We start from the raw sequence: 23,272 nt of genomic DNA, 5'->3' as shown, positions 1-23,272 counted from the left end.
GCCACAGTCTCCCGCGCATTGCGGAACCATACGTTCCTCAACGGCTCCTAACGTAGGTTCTCGACGAAGGGAGCACACATGTTGCGCGGAATGACGACCGTGAGTTTCTGGGCGGACGACGTCGAGCAGGCGAAGAGGTGGTACGCGGAGCTGCTCGGCGTGGAGGCGTACTTCGAGGGCCGGGGGCCGGACGGGCGGCTCGCCTACGCCGAGTTCCGCCTCGGCGATTACCAGCACGAACTGGGACTGATCGACCGCCGCTACGCGCCGCACGAGGTGGGCGGGCCGGGTGGGGCCGTCGTCTACTGGCACGTGGACGACGTGGCGACGAGCCTGGACAGGCTGCTGTCGATGGGCGCCACGCAGCACGAGGCGCCGACGGAGCGCGGCCCCGGGTTCGTCACCGCCTCGGTCGCCGACCCGTTCGGCAACATTCTGGGGATCATGTACAACGCCCACTACCTGGAGGTCCTACAGGCCCTCCGGTCCTGAGAGGCCTACCCGAGGCCGGCGTACTGGCGGGGGCGCAGGGCCTGGGCGCGCAGCGCGGCGAGCGCGGCGCGCCGCCCGGCGGCCGTGAGCCGCCACGCCACGGCGCTCGCGGCACGCCTCACGGGCTCCCGGCTCGGGTGCTGAAGTGCTCGGGTGGCGATCTCGGGTGCCGAACCTACCGCCTCGGGCGCTGGACCCGCCGCCTCCGGCGCAGGGCCTGCCGCCTCCGGCTCATCGGCCGCGGTGTCCAGGCCGAGGGCGTCGAGGCGGTGCCGGAGCCGGGCGAGCGGGCCGGTGAGATCGGCGCCGCCGACCCGGCCGCCGTCCGTGGCGCGCCAGCCCTCGCCGTTGACCACCTCGGCGACCCGGTCGCGCAGGTCGCCGTCCCGCACCACGTCGCCGTCCACCAGGATCATCAGCGCCGACTCGCGGATGGAGACCTCGAAGTCGTGCTCCCCGGGGGCGGGGACGAGCAGCGTGGGCGTGGCCGCCTCCCACATGGCGGCGCGGTCGTCCAGCAGGTTCCTGCCCGTGGTGGTGAGCACCAGCCGCCGGCCGCTGCGCCGCAGCGCCCCGAGATCGTGTACGGCGATCTGCCGCAGCTCGGTGAGGGCGGGCACGTCGGCCTCGCCGCGTACGACCCCGGACCTGGCCCGATTGCCCCAGCCGAACCGGTCGGCCGCCTCGGCGGCCACGGCACGTCCGACGTTGAGCCGCTCGGTCAGGCGGACCCCGGTGCGGGCCAGGCCGAGCAGCCAGCGCAGCGGTTCCAGGTGCGGCTCGTCCGGAGCCGCGATGGGGGCGTGCAGCCGCACCTCGAACGGCTGGGCGAGCTCGCGGCGGGCGGTGCCGCGCCCGAGCACCCAGCGGTTCAGCCGCTCGCCGTGGACCCGGTGCAGCCAGCAGTCGCCGCCCAGCTCGGCCCGAGGCGAGGTGAGCCAGCGGCGGGTCAGCTCCTCGCGGTCCACCGGGTCGCCGGTGACGATGGCCAGCTCCAGGGCGGCCGCGCAGGCGACGTGCGCCCCGAGCTCCTCCGGCCCCATGATCGAGCTCCACGACAGCTCGGCGATGTCCGGGGGCAGCACCCCGGTGGCCTCGAGCTCACGGTGGTAGGCCGCGGCCCCGGCCTCCTCGCCCTCCCTGGCGTACGTGAGCAGGATCCGGGCGGTGGCCGGGGAGTCGCACAGGGCGGCGTAACGCTCCATGCCCGCGAGCCTGAGCAGCCGGCCGAGGGCCCTGGCGATGGTCGCCTGGTCGCCCGGCACCTTGATCGGCAACGTGTACCAGAGGAACTCGCACACGTCGAACTGGCTGATGGTCTCCAGCGCCTCGCCGCCGGCGAGCCACTCGACCGCGACGCGGGCGGGCTCGGCGATGTCCGGCTCGGAGCGCTCCAGTTGGGCGAGGAGCGCGGCGACGTCAGGTGCGGGCATGACCCGCAGTCTGCCGTATCGACCCCATCGTTGACGACGACCCGGCATCACTCGCGACCACCCCCCCTCTGGGTGCACCCTAGGGCGCACGGTACGCGCCCAACCATACGGGGGGGTCAGATCCACGAGTTGAACAGCATCCTCGCGTGCCAGGAGTCGTACGGGATGGACTCGGCGGCGATCACGGGATAGAGCCAGCCGAAGTTGACCAGAGCCAGGAGCACGAACGCGCCGACCACGGCCGTGCCGACCACGCGCCGGTTGGGCCGGGCCGGATCCTCCCTGCCGATGATCAGCCCGCAGGCCAGCACGAGCGCCAGGATCATGAACGGCACCATCGGCATCGCGTAGAACATGAACATCGTCCGGTTGTCCGCGACGGCGAAGTAGAACCACGGCAGCCACCCGGCGGCGTAGCCGAGCAGCACCGCTCCCGCCCTCCAGTCGCGGGTCGCGACATACCAGGCGATCATGCCGATCAGCGCGAGCAGGCCGGCGTACCAGATGATCGGCGTCCCGGTGCCGAGGACCGCCCAGGAGCAGGAGGCGGCGCCGCAGTTCTTCGGCGACTCGTAGAAGAACGCCACCGGGCGCAGCAGCAGCGGCCACTGCCACGGCTCGGACTGGTACGGGTGGCTCGTCTCCAGGCCGGTGTGGAAGGTGAGCACCTGCTTCTGGTAGTCGAACCACGAGCGGAGCGAGTCGATGACGAAGTAGACCGGGCCGTTCGAGGTGGCCTGGTCCCAGTTGCGGCCGTACCCCTTGTCGGTGACGAACCACCCGGTGAACGACACGACATAGGTGACGATCGGGACGACCGCCATCCACACCGCGGCGAGCGGCAGGTCGCGGCTGGCGACCGCGCCGTACGGCCGGGGCGTTCCGACGGCCCGCCGGGCGCCCGCGTCCCACAGCAGCGTCATGATCGCGAAGGCGGCGATGTAGAAGCCGCCGGTCCACTTGGTGGCCATGGCCAGGCCGAGGCACAGCCCGGCGGCCAGGCGCCAGGGCCGCAGGCCCAGCCGCGGCCCGTCCGCGGGCGACCCCGCCTCGTGCCACTCCGCGAGGCGGCTGCGGGACCAGTCCCGGTCGGCCACGAGGCAGGCGAACCCGGCGAGCACCCAGAACATCAGGAAGATGTCCAGCAGCGCCGTACGGGACAGCACGAAGTGGAGGGCGTCGAGGGACAGCAGCAGGCCGGCCGCGCAGCCGAGCAGCGTCGAGCGGGTCATCCTGCGGGCCGTGCGGGCGAGGATCAGGATGGACAGCGTGCCGAGCAGCGCGGCGGTGAAGCGCCAGCCGAACGGGTTCGCCCCGAAGATCATCTCGCCGAGGCCGATCAGCCACTTGCCGACCGGCGGGTGCACCACGTAGGAGGCGCACTCGCTCACCGAGCCGCACTGCTTGAAGATGTTCTCGTTGCCGGCGAGCAGGAGCTTGTCCGCGCCGTCCACGAACTGCCGCTCGACACCGTATTTGACGGTGGCGAAGGCGTCCTTGGCGTAGTAGGTCTCGTCGAAGACGACCGCGTGCGGGGTGCCCAGCCGGTAGAACCGGAGGAATCCGCCGAAGAGGGCGACCAGGATGGGGCCGAGCCAGCCCCACATGGCGCTGCCGGGCATGGGCGGCACGAGCCGGTCGCGCAGGGAAACCGCGGGAGCGTTCTCCTGTGGTCCCTCTTCCGGCTGCTCGAACGCCTTGTGAGAATAGTCGGTCACGGCCACGCCGACAGATTACTGGTGAGTCCCCGCCAAGGACACGGGTCGCGCGTGGATTGGGGCAACCGGCCGTTCGTCGATGAATGTTTCACGCCCGCCATAGGGTGGACGCGTGCTCGTTCTCGCCGCAGCCCCGATCGGCCAGCCCAAAGACGCGTCCCCACGGCTGCGCGAGGTGCTCGCCGCGGCCGACGTGATCGCTGCGGAGGACACCCGCCGGCTTCGGCGGCTCGCGGCCGACCTGGAGATCGCCATCGGGGGCCGCGTGGTGTCCTACTACGACGCCAACGAGAGTGCCAGGGCCGCCGAGTTGCTGGAGGCGCTGCGCGAGGGCCGGACCGTCGTCGTGATCACCGACGCGGGGATGCCGGGCGTCTCCGACCCCGGCTATCGGCTCACCCGCCTCGCGGTCGAGGCCGGCCTGCCCGTGACGGCGCTGCCCGGCCCGTCGGCGGTGACGACCGCCCTCGCCGTCTCCGGCCTGCCGAGCGACCGGTTCTGCTTCGAGGGGTTCCCGCCGCGCAAGCCGGGGGAGCGGGCCAGGCGGCTGGCGGCGCTGGCGGCCGAGGAGCGCACGATGGTGTTCTTCGAGGCGCCGCACCGTCTGCACGCGACCTTGGAGGCGATGGCGGAGGCCTTCGGCGCGCAGCGGCCCGCCGCCGTCTGCCGGGAGCTCACCAAGACCTACGAGGAGGTGCGCCGCGGCGGCCTCGGCGAGCTGGCCGAATGGGCCGCGGGCGAGGTCAGGGGCGAGATCACGCTGGTGGTGGCGGGACGGACCGCCGAGGAGGCCGCGCCGGGCATCGAGGAACTGGTCGAGGAGGTGGCCAGGCGCGAGGGCGCGGGCGTGCCGCGCAAGCAGGCCATCACCGAGGTGGCCAAGTCGGCCGGCGTCTCCAAGCGCGAGCTCTACAACGCCGTCCACGGCGTCTGACTCCGGAAAAACGCCGTCCACGGCGCCTGATCCCTCGCACAGGGGCCGGGCGCCGCGCGCCGGGTCAGCGGAGCGAGGGGCGGCGGCGCGAGGACGGACGCAGTGACGACAGGCGCAGTGACGACAGGCGCAGTGACGACAGCCGCGGCGAGGGGCGGCCCAGCAGGCCGGCGGCGGTGATGCCGGCGGCGAGGCAGGCGAGCGGCACCGCGGGCAGCAGGTAGCGGTAGTCGAACTCGGCCGTCGCCGCCGGGGCCAGGATCAGCCCCACCGCTCCCAGCCAGGGCAGCAGCTCGGGCCCGCCGAGGTCGCGCCAGCGCCGTGCCACGCCGTACAGGCCGAACAGCAGCAGCAGGCCCAGCACGAGGCCCGGCAGCCGTACGACCTTCTGGTAGCCGATCATGATGTCCGACCACGGCGAGACCACATGCGTCGCGGCCGGGCCGTTCTCGTACGCCTCGGCGTCCTTGTCCGTGGTGCTGTGGTAGGAGCTCCACTTGGGCAGCTTGCGGGTGTACTCGTTGTCGAACTCGTACTGCAGGAAGGTCTTGGCGTCGGGGAACCGCGGGCGGCCCCACTGGAAGGCGCGGAAGAAGTCCTTGGCCACCGCGGCCAGGTAGTCGCCCGGCTGGGACAGGATCGCCCTCTTCGCGAACGCGCTGGCGTTCGCGTTGATCTCCGGGGTGAACTTCATGCCCGAGCCGAAGACGTGGAGCTGGTTCTGGTCGTCCCACCACAGGTACGCCTGCGCGGACAGGCCGCGGTCCTTGGGTGCGACGTTGATGCACATCAGCGCCAGCTCCAGCTCGCGGCGCTCGTCGATGTTCATCTTGTGGCAGTCGGCGAACAGCGACGTCCTCATGTAGAGGATCACCCCGTCGCTGTTGGTCATCGCGAACTGGCCGTTCACCGCCTTGAACCAGCCCATGTACGCGAGCACGGGCAGCGCGCACGCGACGACCATGGCGGCGATCGGCTTCCAGCCCGCCCGCTTGATCACCAAATAGGCCACGACCAGGGCGAGGATGGGCAGGCCGATGCTCCGGGTCAGCGCCGTCAGCGCGAGCAGCAGCCCGACCACGGTCCCGCCCCGCCAGGTCATCCGCTCCCGCCACAGCACGAGCGTCACCACGCCCACGACGAGCAGGATGAACATGGTGTCCGACATGATCAGCTGCTCGAGCTGGATCTGGTAGGCGTCGAACATCACGGGAGCCGCGGCCAGCGTCGCCCCCCAGCCTGGCATCCCAAATCTTCTGGTCAGCAGGGCGTAGATAAGGAACGCCGCCGCCAGGCCCATGAGGTGCTGGGTCAACACCACGAGCGAGAAACTGTGGAACGGCTTGAGCAGCAGCAGCCAGAAGCTGTACCCGTCCGGGCGGATCGGGTGCGGACGCGGGCGCAGCGCCACCGACACGTAGTCGTAGGAGTCGTTGAACCACATGGCCGGGCCGAAGCCCAGCATCGTGACGATCCGCAGCACGAAGGCGACGCCGAGCGCGACCGCGAAGACCCGGTGCCGGCGCAGCAGGGCGAGCGGACGGCCCCAGCCGCCGACCGGGGAGGCGTTCACCGACGGAGGATCCGCGATCGCGACCATCAAAGTCGCGCGGATTCGACCGCCTGCTTCATCCGGCGGGTGAGTCCGCGCTTCCTCCCCTCGAGTTTCGCCGGTGCCTTCCAATGGACACCCGCGGGCGTGTGGTGAAGGAAAACCGCGCCACCCGGGCGGAGTTCCGGCACGTCACCTGCGGGCATACCGCGCACGCCGGCGTGGCCGGCGGGCTGGGAACTCTCCGGGCCGGGCTCGTCCTCTGCGTCGCCGCTTGGCCGGCGACGCGGAAGGCCCGCCGCTCCAGCGGTGGGTGGAGTCACGGTTACAGAATGCCAGCCGTTTCGCGGACTTGACTCGGACGCTACTGGGAAGCGGGCATCATTGGTGTCCTGCCGTCATATGCGAGGAGTTGCGACGTGGAACTTACCGTTGTCATGCCATGCCTCAATGAGGCCGAGACCGTTGAGATCTGTGTTCGCAAGGCACTCACCTGCATGCGTGAGAACGGAATCGACGGCGAGGTGGTCATCGCCGACAACGGCAGCACCGACGGCTCACAACAGCTGGCCCGTGACGCGGGCGCCCGGGTTGTCCATATTGACGAGAAGGGCTACGGCAACGCCCTGATCGGCGGCATCCGCGCCGCCCGCGGCAGGTACGTCATCATGGGCGACGCCGACGACTCCTACGACTTCACCAACCTGATGCCCTTCGTCGAGCAGCTCCGGGACGGCGCCGAGCTGGTCATGGGCAACCGGTTCCGCGGCGGCATCGCCCCGGGCGCCATGCCCCCGCTCCACCGCTACCTGGGCAACCCGGTCCTGTCGTTCATCGGCCGGCTGTTCTTCCCCAGCGAGATCGGCGACTTCCACTGCGGACTGCGCGGCTTCCGCCGCGACTCGATCCTGCGGCTGGGGCTCCAGACCGGTGGCATGGAGTTCGCCTCCGAGATGGTCGTGAAGGCGACCCTGCAGGGGCTCGACGTCCGCGAGGTGCCCACCACCCTGTCGCCCGACGGCCGCTCCCGCCCGCCGCACCTGCGCTCCTGGCGGGACGGCTGGCGCCACCTGCGCTTCCTGATGCTCTACAGCCCGCGCTGGCTGTTCTTCATCCCGGGCTTGGTGCTGATGAGCCTCGGCCTCGTCGCCGGGGCCGCGCTGTCGTTCGGCCCGGTCTACATCGGCAAGCTCGCCTTCGACGTCGACACGCTGGTCGGCGCGTCCGCGATGGTGGTCATCGGCTTCCAGGCCGTGCTGTTCGCGTTGTTCACCAAGGTGTACGCGGCCGAGGAGGGCTTCCTCCCCGAGGACCGGCGCATCCGCAGGCTGGTGGACGTCGTCACCCTGGAGAAGGGCCTGCTCGCGGGTGGCGCCCTGGCCGTGGCCGGTCTCGTCGGCCTGGTGGCCTCGCTCGCCCACTGGGGCGGCCGCGGCTTCGGCGAGCTCATCCCGGCCGAGTCGCTGCGCCTCGTCGTGCCGTCGGCGACCGCGTTCGTCATGAGCTTCCAGACGATCTTCGCGTCCCTGTTCATCAGCATCCTCGGCATCCGCCGTACGCGGGAGAACCCGGTCGACATCGCGGCGTCCGCCGCCGAGGAGGCCGCCGAGGCCGTCAGCCGCGAGTCCGAGACCGCCGGCCGCGAGTCCGTGGCCTAGTAGGTCGCGTCCCTGACGACGCCACCGGCGTTTTAACCCGGGGAGTCATCTCCCCGGGGCCGATAGGATTCGCACATGGCGGCTACAGGAACGACTGCATCCGGGGAGTCGGCGTTCTACGTGACGACGCCGATCTACTACGTCAACGACGCCCCGCACCTGGGCCACGCCTACACGACCGTCGCGGGCGACGTGCTCACCCGCTGGCACCGCCAGCGCGGCGAGAAGGTGTGGTACCTCACGGGCACGGACGAGCACGGTCAGAAGATCATGCGTACGGCCGAGGCGAACGGCGTGTCGCCCCAGGAGTGGTGCGACAAGCTCGTCGAGGACGCCTGGAAGCCGCTCTGGGAGCACCTCCAGATCGCCAACGACGACTTCATCCGCACCACCGAGCCGCGCCACACCGACCGCGTCCAGGAGTTCGTGCAGGACCTGTACGACAAGGGCGAGATCTACAAGGGCGGTTACGAGGGGCCCTACTGCGTCGGCTGTGAGGAGTACAAGTCGCCCGGCGATCTGCTGGAGGGCGACCTGTGCCCGATCCACAAGCGACCGGTGGAGTGGCTGAAGGAGGAGAACTACTTCTTCAGGCTCTCGGCGTACGGCCCGCGCCTGCTGGAGTTCTACGAGCAGAACCCCGACTTCGTCCAGCCCGCCTCGGCGCGCAACGAGGTCGTGCAGTTCGTGAAGCAGGGCCTGCAGGACCTGTCGATCTCGCGGTCGACCTTCGACTGGGGCGTCCCGATCCCCTGGGACCCCAAGCACGTCATCTACGTCTGGATCGACGCGCTGCTCAACTACGCCACGGCCGTCGGCTACGGCTCGGACCAGGCGAAGTTCGACGCCACCTGGCCGGCGAACGTGCACCTGGTCGGCAAGGACATCCTCCGGTTCCACGCGATCATCTGGCCCGCCATGCTCATGGCGAACGGCCTGCCGCTGCCGGGGCGCGTTTTCGCCAACGGCTGGCTGATGGTCGGCGGCGAGAAGATGAGCAAGTCCAACCTCACCGGCATCTCGCCCCGCGACCTGACGAGCCACTTCGGCGTGGACGCCTACCGCTACTACTTCCTGCGGGCGATCCCGTTCGGCCAGGACGGCTCGTTCTCCTGGGAGGACTTCTCCGCCCGCTACACCTCCGAACTCGCCAACGACTTCGGCAACCTGGCGTCCCGGGTCGCGGCGATGATCGGCAAGTACTTCGACGGAAGCCTTCCCGAGGCGAAGGCCGCGGGCCCGGCCGAGCAGGCGATCGCGGACGGGCTCGCCGCGGCGGTGGCCCAGGCGGACGCCATGATCGGTGACAACCTGGACTTCGCCGGCGGCATCGGCGCCATCTTCGACTTCGTCAAGCAGGTCAACGGCTACCTGAGCGACCAGGCGCCGTGGAAGGTGGCCAAGGACGACTCGCCCGAGGGCCAGGCGCGGCTCGCGACGATCCTCTACACGGCGGCCGAGTCGCTGCGCGCGATCGCGGTCCTGCTCCACCCGATCATGCCGGCCACGAGCGCCAAGCTGTGGGCGTCCCTCGGGGCGGAGCCGCACCTGGGCGCGCTCGCCGACCAGCGGATCGCCGACGTCGCCACCTGGGGCAAGCTGCCCGCCGGGGCTCAGGTCGTCAAGGGGGAGATCCTCTTCCCGCGACTGGAGAACGCCTGACCATGTCGCGTGAGCGTCCCGCACCGCCCGAGGCACTGCCGGCGGAGGTGTTCGACAGCCACTGCCACCTGGACATCATGGTCGGCAACCGGCAGGCCTCCTCGGGCGATCCCGTCGCGCTGGCGGCCCAGGCCGCCGGGGCGAGCGTCGAGTCGATCCTCGCCGAGGCGAGGTCGGTCGGCGTGACGCGCCTGGTGACGGTCGGATACGACCTGCCGTCCTCGCGGTGGAACGCCGAGGTGGCCGGCGAGCACCGGGACGTCTACGCGGCCGTGGCGATCCACCCGAACGAGGCGCACGCCTCCACGCCCGAGGTCCTCGCCGAGATCGAGGACCTCGCGCGGTGGCCGCACGTGCGGGCGGTGGGGGAGACCGGACTCGACTACTTCCGCGACTGGGCGTCGAAGGACGACCAGCACGCCAGCTTCCGGGCGCACATCGAGATCGCCAAGCGGACCGGCAAGGCCCTGGTCATCCACGACCGCGACGCGCACGACGACGTGCTCGCCGTGCTCGCCGCCCAGGGCGCCCCCGACGTGGTGGTCTTCCACAGCTTCTCGGGCGACGCCGAGATGGCCAAGCGGTGCGTGGACGCCGGTTACTTCATGTCGTTCTCCGGCCCGGTGACGTACAAGAACGCCGGATATCTGCGCGAGGCGGCGGCGGTGGCGCCGCCCGAGTTGATGCTGGTCGAGACCGACGCGCCCTACCTGCCGCCGACGCCGCACCGGGGCAAGCCCAACGCGCCCTACCTGATCCCGCTCACGCTCCGCTGCCTCGCGGAGGTCAAGGGCATGGACGTCGCCGACCTCGCCGCCCGGATCTCGGCCAACGGCGAGACCGTCTTCGGCGCCTGGTAGAGCGGGAGACACTGGAGGCATGAGTCTGCTCGGGCCGGTCGAAGTGCGTGCGCTCGCGGAGAAGCTGAACATCCGGCCGACGAAGAAGCTGGGGCAGAACTTCGTGATCGACGGCGGCACCGTCCGCCGCATCGTCCGGCTCGCCGAGGTCGCACCGCACGACGTGGCGATCGAGGTCGGGCCGGGGCTCGGCTCGCTCACCCTCGCCCTGCTCCCGGAGGTCGCCGAGGTCGTCGCCGTGGAGATCGACCCGGTGCTGGCGGAGCAGTTGCCGCTGACGGTCGCCGAGCGGGCCCCGGAGGTGGCCGGTCGGCTGACGGTGGTGCGTGCCGACGCGCTCAAGGTCGGGCCCGCCGAGCTCGGGACCGAGCCGACCGCGCTGGTCGCCAACCTGCCGTACAACGTGTCCGTGCCGGTCGTGCTGCACCTGCTGGAGGTGCTGCCGTCGCTGCGGCGCGGGCTGGTGATGGTGCAGTCGGAGGTCGCCGACCGGCTCGCCGCGACGCCCGGCTCGCGCATCTACGGCGTGCCGTCGGTCAAGGCCGCCTGGTACGCCGACGTGCGCCGGGCCGGTCCCGTCGGGCGCAACGTCTTCTGGCCGGCCCCCAACGTCGACTCCGGCCTGGTCTCCCTCGTACGGCGTGAGCCGCCGGCGACGACGGCCACCCGCGAGGAGGTCTTCGCCGCCGTCGACGCGGCCTTCGCCCAGCGCCGCAAGACGCTGCGGGCGGCCCTCGCCACCTGGGCGGGATCGCCGGTCGCGGCCGAGAAGGCGCTGGTCGCGGCGGGGATCGACCCGTCGGCGCGCGGGGAGCAGCTGCGCGTCGAGGACTTCGCCCGCATCGCCGAACAGCGGGCCGCGGCGGCGGCGAACTAGATCGGCCGGCGGCCGAGGTAGGCCAGCAGCACGGCCACCTCGTCGGCGTCGTCGCCGGCTTCCAGAGCGGGAGCGTACGCGCCGTAGGCCCGCAGCGGTTCGACGATCCGGGTGGCGACCTCCATCAGCGGCCGGGCCATCTGCGGGGTGAGCGGCGAGGGCTGCCCCGTGGCCATGGCGATGTCCCAGGCGTGCACCGCCGCGTCGAGCGCGCACGCGCCGGCCGCGAGCCACGCGGGCATGGGCCCCTGGGGGAGCGGCACCGGCACCTGCTCGGCGTCGCCGTCCACGGTCGCCCAGGCGCCCGCCGAGGCGTCCAGCGCCGTGGCCAGGTGCGCCGCGGGGTCGCCTTCGATGTGGCCGGAGGGCGAGAACGGGTCCTCGGAGGGCCACGGCCCACCGGTGATCGCGGCGGCGTAGGCGATCTGGTCCCCTGTCGCGTGCTGCAACACCTGGGTGACCGACCACTTCTCGCATGGAGTCGCGGCGTCCCACGCCTGGCTGCCGACGCCCGCGACGGCGTCGCGCAACGCGTCGTGCGCCTGGGTCAGCAGGGTCCGCCAGCTCGCCGTCGTGGTCTCGCTCATCGGTGCTTCCTCTCCTTGGAAGGAACGGAATATTCCGTTCCGATAGACATCACACTAGCAGAACGGAATGTTCTGTTCCACTGCTACTGTTACCGCATGCCGAAGCAGATGGACGACCACGGTTCCGTCGGCCTCGCCGGGCGGCGGGGGCAGGCCGCACGCAACGACGCCGCCATCCTCGACGCCGCCAAGGAGGTCTTCCTCGCCGATCCCAAGGCGCCGGTCGCGGCCGTCGCGGAACGGGCCGGGGTCGGGATGAGCGCGCTCTACCGGAGATATCCCGGCAAGGAGGACCTGCTGCGCAGGCTGTGCCACGACGGGCTGCGCCGCTGGATCGAAGAGGCGGAGGCCGTCGAGGCCGAGCCGGACGCATGGAAGGCGCTCGTCGTCTTCCTCGAACGGATCGTCGACGCCGACGTGCACTCGCTCACGGTCCACCTCGCCGGCACCTTCACGCCGACCGAGGAGATGGGGCGTGACGCGCGGCGCGCCGCCGGACTGATGGGCCGGATGGTGGAGCGGGCCCACGCGGCCGGACGGTTGCGCCGCGACGTGGTCGCCGACGACATCGGTCTCGTGCTGGAGGGGTGCGCCGCCGTCCGCGTGCCCGACCCGGAACGTACGCGGGAGCTGCGGCGGCGCTTCCTGTCGATGGTGCTCGACGGTGTCACCGGAGCCGATGCGGCCGCTCTCCCCGGCCCGGCTCCGGAGCCGGGCGAGCTGAACTGGCGGTGGCGGCACCCATCGGTTAGACAAAGCTGACCGAATTGGATCATTACGGACATGCATCGGCTCTTGCGGCCGGTCTGGGGGCAAGACGACGATCTCCGGTACTTGTGGCACTTTTCTCCGGAGGACTCATGCCCCTCACGCGTTCCGCCGTCCTGGCCGCCGGTCTGGCCGGCGCTCTCGCCGCCGCGGTCGCAGGCGCGGCCGCCACGCCCGCGACCGCGCAGGCCGGTGCCTACGCCGCCACGGCGACGGCGACCGTGTTCGCCCCCAACCCCGTGCAGCAGCTCGGCCTGCAGGACCTCGCCGACGCCAAGGACGCCGACCGGCCCGAGTTCGGGCCCGCGTATACGAAGGTCACGCTGACCGATCTCGACGGCTCCGGCACGCTCACCGGCCGGTACGTCCGGGTGAAGAGCTCGACCGGCGCCGCCGCCAAGGCCGCGGGCGGCGCCTTCCCGGCCTACCACCGTGACGTGGACCAGTTCGAGCAGGTCATGGGCTACCACTGGGTGACCACCGCACAGCACTACATCCAGTCGCTCGGCTTCGGCAGCACTCTGCGGCCGGTGAACGAGCGGCAGATCGAGTTGCGCATCAACCAGTACGGCAGCGACAACTCCTTCTTCCGCGAGGACAAGGCCAACATCACTCTCGGCAAGGGCGGTATCGACGACGGCGAGGACGCCGAGGTGATCGTCCACGAGTACGGCCACAGCGTCCAGGACGGTCAGGTGCCCGGGTTCGGCACCACGCTGGAGTCCGGCGCGATCGGCGAGGCCTTCGGCGACTACCTGGCCGTGGCCGTGAGCAGCTGGGCGACCGGGGTTCCGACCAGGACCGACGAGGCGTGCGTGGCCGACTGGGACTCGGTGAGCTACTCGCCTGCCCCGCACTGCCTGCGCCGCCTGGACGGGACCAAGCACTACCCCGAGGACGTCAGGGGCGAGGTCCACGCCGACGGCGAGATCTGGTCCCGCGCCCTGTGGGACATCCGCCGGGCCCTCGGCGACCGGAAGGCGAGCACGCTGATTATCGAGGCACAGTTCGACTTCGCTCCCGACACCACGTTCAAGGCGGCGGCCGAGGCGACCGTCGCCGCGGCCCGGCGTCTGTACGGCGCGAGCGCGGCCGGTGCTGTGGCCGGGGCGTTCGCGGATCGCGGCATCCTCTGAGCGCCGTGCCCCGTCCGGCCGGGCGGTTCGGGCGGGGCACGCCCCGGGCACGCCCACGCCCGGGGGTGCGGGCGCTCTGACGGAGCGACTTTGACGTGATCAACTAGCCTTCCCGTTCCGTCGGATCAGTGTGATTTGCATCACATTGAGGAGTCGAATGGATCAGTGACGCTCCGTGACAGACCTGCGACGGCGACATCTGTGATCAGCGAAAACGTGACGGCGCTCGGAGGTCGTCGGGCGGCGACGGAAGTCGCGATCTTGACCGGCTGATCAGACTGAAACGACTTAAGGCGGTCACAAGCCGCAAATCCTTAGATAGCTTCTTACTCGTCCTTTACTGACGGATGGGGCGCAAGTGGCGCCCGACGATCAGACCAGGGAGTAGTAAGTTGAAGCGCACCCTCACCCTCGGCGGCATCGCGGTCGGCATGCTGGCCGCCGCCGCTGTCGCCACCCCCGCTCAGGCCGACTCCGACGTCGCTCCGCCCATCAACCTGGCCAACACGAACTTCGCCGCCAAGCAGGTGGCGGCGTTCTGGTACGGCCAGAACAAGGCCAATCTCGTCAACGCCACCCCGTACAACGTCGAGACCACGCTGCCCACCAAGCACGTCTCGACCGGTGGCGCCTCCGCGGACAGCAAGGCCGGCGTCGTCGGCTCCAGCGGTGACAAGAAGGCGACCAGCGGCACGTCGAAGAACGTCAACCTGCCGAAGACCACCGGCAAGGTGTTCTTCATCGGCGCCGACAAGAAGCCGCACTGGTGCTCGGCCACCGCGGTGCAGAGCCAGTACAAGAACCTGGTCGCGACCGCCGGTCACTGCGTCTACGACACGGTGAGCAACAAGGACACCCTCGACAAGTGGGTGTTCATCCCGGGTTACTACCAGGGCAAGACCCCGTGGGGCATCTACGTGGGTAAGACCGCGTACACCCACTACGACTTCGACGTGTACGAGGACGGCGACCGCGACTACGCGTTCGTCACCGTGTACAACGGCGTCCTGCCCACCAGCGTCTCGACCGACAAGGTCAAGAACTGGGTGGACAACCGCACGTTCGAGACCAGGGCGGAGGCCGAGAAGGCCCAGAAGGAGCTGGAGCTCAAGAGCACCGGCTTCGCGGGCAAGATCGTGCCGGTGGTGGACTACAGCAAGCGGGTCCCCCTCCGCACGCCGGACTCGGCGAAGGCGCCCGCCACGCGCGACCAGCTCGGCGGCAACACCGACGCGAACCGGACCACCCTGGAGAACCAGGCCAAGGAGCACGGCACCTCCACGTACCAGGACAAGACCTGGGGCACGGTCGTCAGCCGCGTCTCCAAGGGCGAGTTCGGCAACGGCGGCTGGTCGTCCGACGGCAAGGCCTTCTACTTCGCCAAGGACAACGGCTGGTACAAGGCGACCTACTGGGGCAACTTCGACGTCGACTACAAGCTGCGCGGCAGGCTGGTCGACATCGCGCTGAAGGACGTCGGCACCCTCGGCAGCAACGTCGGTGGTCAGGGCCTGGCCTACAACCAGAAGATCGGCACGGGGATCTTCGTCTTCGGTTACCCGAGCGGGTCGCACCCGGACGGCAACTACGCCTTCACCGGCAAGACCCTCAAGTGGAGCTACGGCAAGACCTTCAAGGCCGCCGCTCCGTCCATGAAGGCCGAGGAGCTCGTGGGCATCAAGTCCTCCTTCACCGGTGAGGGCTCGATCGGCTCGTCCTGGCTGTACCGCTACAGCAGCACCAAGCGTCTTGGCTACCTGAACGGTGTGACCATCGCGGTCTCCGACACCGACGGCAACAAGCGCATCGACACCAGCGTCTCCCCGTACTTCGACGGTGAGACCCTGGCCGTCTACCAGTACGCCGCGAAGTTCGCTTCCGGCAAGATCGTCTGAGACTAGCTCTCTGACAGTCTGACTGGACCACAGGAAAGGGCCCGGCCTCCAGCCGGGCCCTTTTCCGTATGCGCGGGCACGGCTGATCAGCGGAAACTCGCGAGATGTTCCGAGGGGCGTGTGACGCTAAGCTCGGATCTCATGGTCAGGCACAGACGACGTGGCCCCGCCCGTCGCCCAAAACCAGGACGACACGCACCAGGACGGCACGCACGAGGACGGCACGAGCCGGTGAACGGGCGATGAGCGCGATCACGGTGCGCGTGCCGGCGAAGGTCAACCTCCAGCTCGCGGTCGGCCCGCTGCGCGAGGACGGCTACCACGACCTGGTGAACGTCTTCCACGCGGTCTCGCTGTTCGACGAGGTCACCGCCGCCGAGCCGGCCGACGGGGTTCTCTCCGCCGCCCCGCTGAGGGTCAGGGTCGAGGGAGACCACACCGGAGAGGTTCCGGTGAGCGACGACAACCTCGCCGTCCGGGCCGCCAGGGCGCTGGCCGAGCGGGCGGGCCGTTCCTACCGGGCCGATCTGCTGATCCGCAAGTCGATCCCCGTGGCCGGAGGCATGGCCGGAGGGAGCGCCGACGCCGCCGCGGCCCTCGTGGCCTGCAACGAGCTGTGGGGCCTCGGCCTGCCCGTCGAGGATCTGATGGAGATCGCCGCCGACATCGGCAGCGACGTGCCGTTCGCGCTGCTCGGCGGCACCGCCGTGGGCACCGGGCGCGGCGAGCGGCTCGCCCCGCTGGAGACCGCCGGGGTCTTCCACTGGGTCTTCGCGCTCGCCGACGGCGGCCTGTCGACCCCGAGGGTGTACGGCGAGTGCGACCGGCTGCGCGAGGAGGCGGGGGTGGCGGCGCCCACGCCCGCGGTGAGCGAGGCACTGCTCGCCGCCCTGCGCGAGGGCGACGCGAAGGCGCTCGGGCAGGCGCTGTCCAACGACCTCCAGCCCGCCGCGCTGGCGCTGCGTCCCTCGCTCGCGGACACGCTCGCCGCGGGTCGTGCGCACGGGGCGCTCGGCGCGCTCGTCTCCGGGTCCGGCCCCACCTGCGCGTTCCTCGCCGAGTCGGCGGAGCGGGCGCACGAGCTGGCCGGCCTGATCAAGGACGTGGACGGCTGCCGGGCCGTCGTCACCGCCCACGGGCCCGTCCCCGGGGCCACCATGGCCGGATAAGCTTTACGAGCGATGAATCTGGTCAATCTGGAGTCCGTCTCCCACGCCTTCGGGCCCAAGCCCCTGCTCGCCGACGTCTCTCTCGGGCTGGAGCAGGGCGACCGGATCGGCGTCGTCGGCCGCAACGGCGGTGGCAAGACCACGCTCATCTCGATCATCGCCGGAACGCTCAAGCCCGACAGCGGCCGGGTCACCCACACCCGCGGGCTGCGGGTCGGCACGCTCTCCCAGCGTGACCAGTTCGACCCGGACGCCGCTGTGAAGGACATCGTCCTGGCCGGCCGGGCCGAGCACGAGTGGGCCGGCGACGCGGCGATCAGGGAGATCCTCGCCAACCTGCTCGCCGACATCGACCTCGCGGCTCCCGCGGGCGCGCTGTCGGGCGGTGAGCGGCGCCGTACGGCCCTGGCGCGGCTGCTTGTCGAGGAGCACGACCTGCTGATCCTCGACGAGCCCACCAACCACCTCGACATCGAGGCGATCGCCTGGCTCGCCGGGCACCTCGTCCAGCGCAAGTCCGCGCTGCTGGTCGTCACCCACGACCGGTGGTTCCTCGACGCGGTCTCCACCCGCACGTGGGAGGTCGTGGACGGTTCCGTCGAGCGATACGAGGGCGGCTACGCGGCGTACGTGCTGGCCAAGGCCGAGCGGGCGCGGATCGCACAGGCCGCGGAGGAGCGCCGGCAGAACCTCATGCGCAAGGAGATCGCGTGGCTGCGGCGCGGTCCGCCGGCCCGGACTTCCAAGCCCAAGTTCCGGATCAACGCGGCCGAGGCGCTGATCGCGAACGAGCCGCCGCCGCGGGAGACCGTCGAACTGCTGAACTTCGCCTCGGCACGGCTCGGCAAGACCGTCGCGGACCTGGAGGACGTGACGCTCCACGCGGGCGGCCCCGGTGATGGAGAGGGCGTCGGGCCGCTGGTGCTCGACCACTGCACGTACCAGTTCGGCCCGGGAGACCGGATCGGCCTGATCGGCGTCAACGGCTCGGGCAAGTCGTCGGTGCTGCGCCTGCTGTCCGGCACGGTCGAGCCCGACTCCGGCCGGATCGTGCGCGGCAAGACGGTGCGGCTCGCGCACCTGTCGCAGGAGCTCGCCGAGCTGGACCCCGCACGGCGGGTGCTGGAGACGGTCGAGGAGATCCGCAAGTACGTCCAGGTGGGCAAGAAGGAGTGGTCGGCCTCCCAGTTGCTCGAACGCCTCGGCTTCCGGGGCGAGGCCCAGTGGAAGGTCGTCGGCGACCTTTCGGGCGGTGAGCGCCGGCGACTCCAGCTCCTCCGGCTGATCATGGACGAGCCGAACGTGCTGCTGCTCGACGAGCCGACCAACGACCTCGACATCGAGACGCTCACCGAGCTGGAGGACCTCCTCGACGCCTGGCCGGGCACCCTCGTGGTGGTCAGCCACGACCGGTACTTCCTGGAGAGGGTGGCCGACCGCTGCGTCGCGCTCCTGGGGGACGGCAAACTCTCGATGCTGCCGGGCGGCGTGGACGAATACCTGGAACGCCGTGCGTCGGGCGCCGCGTTGTCGGCCCGGGCGGCCTCCGCCGCGAGCGCTCCCGAGCGGGCCCCGCAGTCCCGGCAGGACGACCAGCCGGCGCCTGCGGGCGGGCTGTCCGCCAAGGAGCTGCGGGAGCTGCAGAAGGAGCTCAACCGGCTGGAACGGCAGATCGACAAGTTCGGCGAGCGCGAGGTGAAGCTGCACGCCGAGATGGCCGAGGCGGCGAGCGACTTCGAGCGCCTCGCCAAGCTTGACGCCGAGCTCCGCGAGATCGCCGCGCAGAAGGAGGCGGCCGAGCTCGAATGGATGACGGTGGCGGAGCGCCTCGAAGGGCAGTAGAGCGTCGCCGGAGTCGCCGGCGAGGAGAAACGGAAAGGGGCCCGGCGTGATGCCGGGCCCCTTCGCGTACGCGGTGGCGAATCAGACGATCTTGCCGGACCAGTTGTTGGCGGCGACCTTGTACACGCCGTAGGTCTCGCCGTCGAAGTACGGGGAGACGCTGGTGTCGTAGCGCTTGTTGCCGTCGCGGTCGGCGACGCCGATGGTCACGCCGTTGAGGTAGCCGAGCCGCTTGGTGTTGCTGTAGCGGTACAGCCACGCCGAGCCGAGCGCGCCCTCACCGGTGAACGACGACTTGATCCCCACGAGCTCCTGGGCGTTGATGGTGAGGGAGCTGGCCTTGAAGGTCTTGCCGTACGACCACTTGAGGGTGTTGCCGGAGAAGGCGTGGTTGCCGTCCGGGTGCGACCCGCTCGGATAGCCGAACACGAAGGTGCCGCTGCCGATCTTCTGGTTGTAGGCCAGGCCCTGTCCGCCGACGTTGGAGCCGAGGGTGCCGACGTCCTTGAGGCCGATCGACAGGGTCCGGCCGGTCAGGCGGTAGTCGACGTCGTAGTTGATCCAGTAGGTGCGGACGACGTACTTGTCGCCCTTCTTGAGGTAGAAGGCCCTGCCGTCGGCCGACTCCTTGCCCTCGACCCAGCCGTCGGGCTTGGAGGTGTACTCCTTGTCCGTGACGCCGGTGCCCTCCTTGAAGGGCCCGTCGGCGGGAGTGCCCTCGGGGTTGAGCTTCTTCCACTCGTCCCGCTTGACGTAGACCTTCCGCGACTCGCGGGTGCCCTCCTTGACCACATGGTCGGTGTCGAGGACGGGCCGAATACGCAGGTGGGAGTAGGCGCTGTCCCTGTCGAGCCTGGCCTTGGCCCGCCTCGCCTCACGGGAGGTCTCGTACGTGCGGGCGTAGCTCTTGCTGGAGCCGCCGGTGGGCAGGACGCCGTTGTAGACCGTGACGAACGCGTAGTCGCGGTCGCCGTCCTCGTACACGTCGTAGTCGTAGTGGGTGTACGCCGTCTTGCCGACGTAGATGCCCCACGGGGTCTTGCCCTGGTAGTAGCCGGGGACGAAGACCCACTTGTCGAGGGTCGCCTTGTTGCTCTTGGTGTCGTACACGCAATGGCCGGCGGTCGCCACCAGGTTCTTGTAGTGCGACTGGACCGCGGTCGCGGTGCACCAGTGCGGCCTGTGGTCGGCGCCGATGAAGAACACCTTGCCCGTGGTGCGGGGCAGGTTGACGTTCTTCGTGCTGGTGGTCGCCTTCTTGTCGCCGCTGGACCCGACGACGCCGGGCTTGCTGTCCGCGGACGCCCCGCCGGTCGACACGTGCTTGGCCGAGACTCGGGTCTCCACGTTGTACGGCTTGGCGTTGCGGAGGTTGGCCATACGCTCGCCGAACCAGAAGGCGGCGACCTGCTTGGCGGCGTAGTTGGAGCTGGCAAGAGTGTCGTGCGGTACGGAGTCCGCGTGTGCGGGGGCTGCGACGACCGCGGAGGCCAACAGGCCGACCGCGATGCCGCCGAGGGTGAGGGTGCGCTTCACGGGGTGTTCTCCTCGATCTGTCGGGGGCACAAAATGCGCCCACTCGTCAGTAAAGGGACGGTAAGAAAGCTAGCGGAGGAGTCAGGCGGAAAGTAGCGCCGAGAACCGCTCCGCATGCGCACCCGCAATGATCGAAGGCGAATCCGATCCTGAATGTTTGCTGTGTTTCCGCTGATGAGATGCTGATTTCAAGATGCTTTCATCACGCTGAGTCACTGATCGCTTGAGCGGCAAATGTGACGTAAATCACAATGGCGGGATGGAACCGTGCGCCGCTGTGATCACGTCTGATTTTGCCCACGCGCGGCGGTCCGGGGATCCGGGAGGCGATCCCGGCGGAGCGGAGAGCCGGCGACGCGGACGAGCCGGGAAACGGAAGAAGGGCCCGGCAGACTGCCGGGCCCTTCACATGAGGTCGAGCGCTCAGACGATCGCGCCGGACGCGGTGGCCGCGGCGACCTTGTAGACGCCCAGGGTCTCGCCGTCGAAGTACGGCGAGATGCTGGTGTCGTACCGGTCGTTGCCGTCGGTGTCCGAGACGCCGATGGTCACGCCGTTGAGGTAGCCGAACCGCTTGCGGTTGTCGTACTTGAACAGCCAGCCGGAGCCGAGCGCGCCCTCACCGGTGAAGGAGGACTTGATGCCCTGGAGCGCCTCACCCTTGATGGACGGTGCCACGGCGGGGAAGGTCTTGCCGTAGCTGTACTTGAGGGTCTTGCCGGTGAAGGCGTAGTTGCCGTCCGGGTGCGACCCGCTCGGGTAGCCGAACACGTAGGTCGGCTGGCCGACCTTCTGGTTGTACGCGAGACCCTGGCCGGGGACGTTGTCGCCGAGGGCACCGACGTCCTTCAGCGTGATGTCCACGATCTTGCCGACCAGCTTGTAGTCCAGGTCGTACTTCGCCCAGAAGTTGATTTTGTAGTAGCCGTGGTCGTAGATGAAGTAGACGCTCTTCCCGTCCTCGGAGACGCGGAACACGAGGTCGCCGATCTTCACCTCGTCCTTGGCCGAGTCGTACTCGGTGAGCGAGACGCGGGTGACCTTGATCCCGGTGCCGGGCGCGGTCTTGAAGTCGGTCGTCTCCCCGCGGCCCTTGTTGAGGATCTCCACCGCGTCCTTGGTCGCGGGGGCCTTGTTCTCAGCCGTCAGAGCCGCCGCCTGGAGGTTCTGCCAGTGCGCCCAGGTGCAGACGTCGATCCACGTCTGCTGGTATTCCTTGTTCTTCTTGTCCCTGACGACCGTCTCGGGCTTGGACACGAACGGCACGATCTTGCCGGCCCAGCCCGTCTCCTTGGTCTCGACGTCCTTCTGCGCCTTCTCGGCCTCGGCAAGGGTCTTGAAGACCCGCTTGTCGACCCAGTTCTTGACGCTGTCGGTCTTCACGTCGGTGACCTGGACGCCGTTGTAGACGGCCACGAACGCGTAGTCGAAGTCGCCGTCGGCGTAGACCTCGTAGTCGAAGTGGGTGAAGGCCGTCTTGCCGACGTAGATGCCCCACGGGGTCTTGCCCTGGTAGTAGCCCGGGACGAAGACCCACTTGCTCATCGTGTCCTTCTCCTTCACTGTGCTGAAGACACAGTGACCGGCGGTGGCCACGAGGTTCTTGTGCCCGCTCTGAATGGCGGTGGCGGAGCACCAGTGCGGCTTGTTGTCGGCGCCGACGAAGAAGACCTTGCCGGAGGACCGGGGCAGGTTGACGTTCTTCGAGGTGCCGGTGGGCTTCTGGTCGCCGCTGGACCCGACGACGCCCGGCTTGACGGAGGTGGGCTCCTTCGGCAGGTGGGCGACGACCTTGGACGAGACCTTGGTCTCGACGTTGTACGGCGTGGCGTTGATCAGGTTGGCCATCTTCTCGCCGTACCAGAACGCCGCCACCTGCTTGGCGGCGAAGTTGGTCTCGGCCAGGGGCTTGGCCGGAACCTTCTCCGCCTGGGCGGGGGAGGCGACGACGGCGGAAGCCAGCAGGCCGGCCGCCACGCCGCCAAGAGCGAGGGTGCGCTTCACTTTTTCTCCCAGGTCTGGCGTGGGGCGTGACTTTTGCCCCATGCGTCAGTAAAGGATGAGAATAAAGTTATCGGAGGAGATCATTGGGGCGTAAGGGCTGTTACTGGAGCGATGCGTGACAGCCACCCGCGATATAGGAAAAGGGCCCGGCTGGAGGCCGGGCCCTTTCCTTGTGGTCCAGTCAGAGCGTCAGAGAGCTAGTCTCAGACGATCTTGCCGGAAGCGAACTTCGCGGCGTACTGGTAGACGGCCAGGGTCTCACCGTCGAAGTACGGGGAGACGCTGGTGTCGATGCGCTTGTTGCCGTCGGTGTCGGAGACCGCGATGGTCACACCGTTCAGGTAGCCAAGACGCTTGGCGTTGCTGTAGCGGTACAGCCACGAGGAACCGATCGAGCCCTCACCGGTGAAGGAGGACTTGATGCCCACGAGCTCCTCGGCCTTCATCGCCGGAGCGGCGGCCTTGAAGGTCTTGCCGTAGGCCCACTTGAGGGTCTTGCCGGTGAAGGCGTAGTTGCCGTCCGGGTGCGACCCGCTCGGGTAACCGAAGACGAAGACCCCGGTGCCGATCTTCTGGTTGTAGGCCAGGCCCTGACCACCGACGTTGCTGCCGAGGGTGCCGACGTCCTTCAGCGCGATGTCCACGAGGTGGCCACGCAGCTTGAACTTCACGGCAGCCTTGACCCAGCAGGTGGCCTTGTACCAGCCGTGGTCCTTGATGAAGTAGACGACACCGTCGACGAGCTTGATCGGGGTCTCGTCGTTCCCCACCGCCGCGACGTACTCTTCCTTCGAGATACGGGTCGCCTCGAAGCCGTGGTGCCAGCTCGTCTTGTACGACGACGACTCACCACGAACCAGCGACCCGACCTGCGCCAGGTCGCACACGTCGCCGCACCAGCGGTTCCACGCGATCGCGATCTTCTGGGACTCCTGGCCGTACTTGGCGATCTCGTAGTCCTCCGGCACGAAGGGGACGATCTCGCCGGACCAGCCGGTGGTCTTGAGCTCGAGGTCCTTCTTGGCCTTCTCCGCCTCGGCGCGGGTGTCGAAGACGCGGTCCTTGACCCAGTTCTTGACCTTGTCCACGGCCACGTCGGTGACCTGGACGCCGTTGTACACGGTGACGAACGCGTAGTCGCGGTCGCCG

17 protein-coding genes and 1 pseudogene are annotated in these 23,272 nt (G+C 69.5%); 11 read left to right on the top strand and 7 right to left on the bottom strand.

Features of this window, described 5'->3' with window-relative positions; translation table 11 throughout:
• The first annotated feature begins 90 nt into the window (after positions 1-90).
• Positions 91-492 (top strand): VOC family protein, encoded by a 402-nt coding sequence (locus IL992_RS43320; RefSeq protein WP_449843680.1) that lies wholly within the window; start codon positions 91-93, stop codon positions 490-492.
• 5 nt (positions 493-497) lie between these two features.
• Here IL992_RS43320 and IL992_RS43315 read toward each other — a convergent pair whose 3' ends face one another.
• Entirely contained in the window at positions 498-1,925 is a 1,428-nt protein-coding gene (locus tag IL992_RS43315; protein WP_193209098.1) for a hypothetical protein, read from the bottom strand.
• A gap of 116 nt (positions 1,926-2,041) precedes the next feature.
• Positions 2,042-3,649 (bottom strand): dolichyl-phosphate-mannose--protein mannosyltransferase, encoded by a 1,608-nt coding sequence (locus IL992_RS43310; protein WP_404804823.1) that lies wholly within the window; start codon positions 3,647-3,649, stop codon positions 2,042-2,044.
• 106 nt (positions 3,650-3,755) lie between these two features.
• Between IL992_RS43310 and rsmI the strand changes: the two genes are divergently transcribed.
• Positions 3,756-4,577 (top strand): 16S rRNA (cytidine(1402)-2'-O)-methyltransferase, encoded by an 822-nt coding sequence (gene rsmI / locus IL992_RS43305; protein ID WP_193209097.1) that lies wholly within the window; start codon positions 3,756-3,758, stop codon positions 4,575-4,577.
• Positions 4,578-4,641: 64 nt separating this feature from the next.
• Here the strand turns inward: rsmI and IL992_RS43300 are convergent, their stop codons facing one another.
• The gene (locus IL992_RS43300; RefSeq protein ID WP_319019210.1) at positions 4,642-6,150 is read right to left on the bottom strand and encodes a hypothetical protein; all 1,509 of its coding nucleotides are present in this window, start codon (positions 6,148-6,150) and stop codon (positions 4,642-4,644) included.
• A gap of 398 nt (positions 6,151-6,548) precedes the next feature.
• On the opposite strand from IL992_RS43300, the gene IL992_RS43295 reads away from it, so the two are divergent.
• The 4 genes from IL992_RS43295 (at position 6,549) to rsmA (ending at position 11,186) form a co-directional block, all read left to right on the top strand.
• Entirely contained in the window at positions 6,549-7,787 is a 1,239-nt protein-coding gene (locus tag IL992_RS43295; RefSeq protein ID WP_319019209.1) for a glycosyltransferase, read from the top strand.
• Positions 7,788-7,862: 75 nt separating this feature from the next.
• On the top strand, positions 7,863-9,449 hold the full coding sequence (metG, locus tag IL992_RS43290; RefSeq protein ID WP_193209095.1) for a methionine--tRNA ligase: 1,587 nt from the start codon (positions 7,863-7,865) through the stop codon (positions 9,447-9,449).
• Between the two features lie 2 nt (positions 9,450-9,451).
• On the top strand, positions 9,452-10,309 hold the full coding sequence (locus IL992_RS43285; protein WP_193209094.1) for a TatD family hydrolase: 858 nt from the start codon (positions 9,452-9,454) through the stop codon (positions 10,307-10,309).
• A 19-nt stretch (positions 10,310-10,328) separates the two neighbouring features.
• A complete protein-coding gene (gene rsmA / locus IL992_RS43280; protein WP_193209093.1) occupies positions 10,329-11,186 on the top strand; it encodes a 16S rRNA (adenine(1518)-N(6)/adenine(1519)-N(6))-dimethyltransferase RsmA in 858 nt (285 codons plus the stop codon).
• On the opposite strand, the gene IL992_RS43275 is transcribed toward rsmA, so the two are convergent.
• Positions 11,183-11,773 (bottom strand): TIGR03086 family metal-binding protein, encoded by a 591-nt coding sequence (locus IL992_RS43275; protein ID WP_193209092.1) that lies wholly within the window; start codon positions 11,771-11,773, stop codon positions 11,183-11,185. The two genes, rsmA and IL992_RS43275, sit on opposite strands and share 4 nt — an antisense overlap.
• Positions 11,774-11,869: 96 nt before the next feature.
• On the opposite strand from IL992_RS43275, the gene IL992_RS43270 reads away from it, so the two are divergent.
• The 5 genes from IL992_RS43270 (at position 11,870) to IL992_RS43250 (ending at position 18,583) form a co-directional block, all read left to right on the top strand.
• The gene (locus IL992_RS43270; RefSeq protein WP_226874848.1) at positions 11,870-12,535 is read left to right on the top strand and encodes a TetR/AcrR family transcriptional regulator; all 666 of its coding nucleotides are present in this window, start codon (positions 11,870-11,872) and stop codon (positions 12,533-12,535) included.
• A gap of 98 nt (positions 12,536-12,633) precedes the next feature.
• Positions 12,634-13,677 (top strand): M4 family metallopeptidase, encoded by a 1,044-nt coding sequence (locus tag IL992_RS43265; RefSeq protein ID WP_193209091.1) that lies wholly within the window; start codon positions 12,634-12,636, stop codon positions 13,675-13,677.
• 392 nt (positions 13,678-14,069) lie between these two features.
• Entirely contained in the window at positions 14,070-15,572 is a 1,503-nt protein-coding gene (locus tag IL992_RS47285) for a trypsin-like serine peptidase (protein WP_226874847.1), read from the top strand.
• 242 nt (positions 15,573-15,814) lie between these two features.
• The gene (locus tag IL992_RS43255; RefSeq protein ID WP_193209090.1) at positions 15,815-16,741 is read left to right on the top strand and encodes a 4-(cytidine 5'-diphospho)-2-C-methyl-D-erythritol kinase; all 927 of its coding nucleotides are present in this window, start codon (positions 15,815-15,817) and stop codon (positions 16,739-16,741) included.
• Between the two features lie 12 nt (positions 16,742-16,753).
• The gene (locus IL992_RS43250; protein WP_193209089.1) at positions 16,754-18,583 is read left to right on the top strand and encodes an ABC-F family ATP-binding cassette domain-containing protein; all 1,830 of its coding nucleotides are present in this window, start codon (positions 16,754-16,756) and stop codon (positions 18,581-18,583) included.
• Between the two features lie 81 nt (positions 18,584-18,664).
• Here IL992_RS43250 and IL992_RS47280 read toward each other — a convergent pair whose 3' ends face one another.
• From IL992_RS47280 to IL992_RS47270, 3 genes and pseudogenes are all read right to left on the bottom strand, one after another.
• A complete protein-coding gene (locus IL992_RS47280; protein WP_319019208.1) occupies positions 18,665-20,119 on the bottom strand; it encodes a trypsin-like serine peptidase in 1,455 nt (484 codons plus the stop codon).
• Positions 20,120-20,542: 423 nt separating this feature from the next.
• Positions 20,543-22,123 (bottom strand): trypsin-like serine peptidase, encoded by a 1,581-nt coding sequence (locus tag IL992_RS47275; RefSeq protein ID WP_226874846.1) that lies wholly within the window; start codon positions 22,121-22,123, stop codon positions 20,543-20,545.
• Positions 22,124-22,326: 203 nt separating this feature from the next.
• Positions 22,327-23,272, bottom strand: a pseudogene (locus IL992_RS47270) (hypothetical protein); the annotation flags it as partial.

The organism is Microbispora sitophila (assembly GCF_014892245.1).
Lineage (GTDB): Bacteria > Actinomycetota > Actinomycetes > Streptosporangiales > Streptosporangiaceae > Microbispora > Microbispora siamensis.
This window is presented reverse-complemented; position numbering and strand designations above follow the sequence as displayed.

Excerpts from the sequence above, each read along its gene's own strand:
- IL992_RS43315 (WP_193209098.1), bottom strand. The coding sequence starts at position 1,925 with ATGCCCGCACCTGACGTCGCCGCGCTCCTCGCCCAACTGGAGCGCTCC.
- metG (WP_193209095.1), top strand. The coding sequence starts at position 7,863 with ATGGCGGCTACAGGAACGACTGCATCCGGGGAGTCGGCGTTCTACGTG.
- rsmA (WP_193209093.1), top strand. The coding sequence starts at position 10,329 with ATGAGTCTGCTCGGGCCGGTCGAAGTGCGTGCGCTCGCGGAGAAGCTG.
- IL992_RS43270 (WP_226874848.1), top strand. The coding sequence starts at position 11,870 with ATGCCGAAGCAGATGGACGACCACGGTTCCGTCGGCCTCGCCGGGCGG.
- IL992_RS43275 (WP_193209092.1), bottom strand. The coding sequence starts at position 11,773 with ATGAGCGAGACCACGACGGCGAGCTGGCGGACCCTGCTGACCCAGGCG.
- IL992_RS43255 (WP_193209090.1), top strand. The coding sequence starts at position 15,815 with ATGAGCGCGATCACGGTGCGCGTGCCGGCGAAGGTCAACCTCCAGCTC.
- IL992_RS43285 (WP_193209094.1), top strand. The coding sequence starts at position 9,452 with ATGTCGCGTGAGCGTCCCGCACCGCCCGAGGCACTGCCGGCGGAGGTG.
- IL992_RS43320 (WP_449843680.1), top strand. The coding sequence starts at position 91 with ATGACGACCGTGAGTTTCTGGGCGGACGACGTCGAGCAGGCGAAGAGG.
- IL992_RS43265 (WP_193209091.1), top strand. The coding sequence starts at position 12,634 with ATGCCCCTCACGCGTTCCGCCGTCCTGGCCGCCGGTCTGGCCGGCGCT.
- IL992_RS43250 (WP_193209089.1), top strand. The coding sequence starts at position 16,754 with ATGAATCTGGTCAATCTGGAGTCCGTCTCCCACGCCTTCGGGCCCAAG.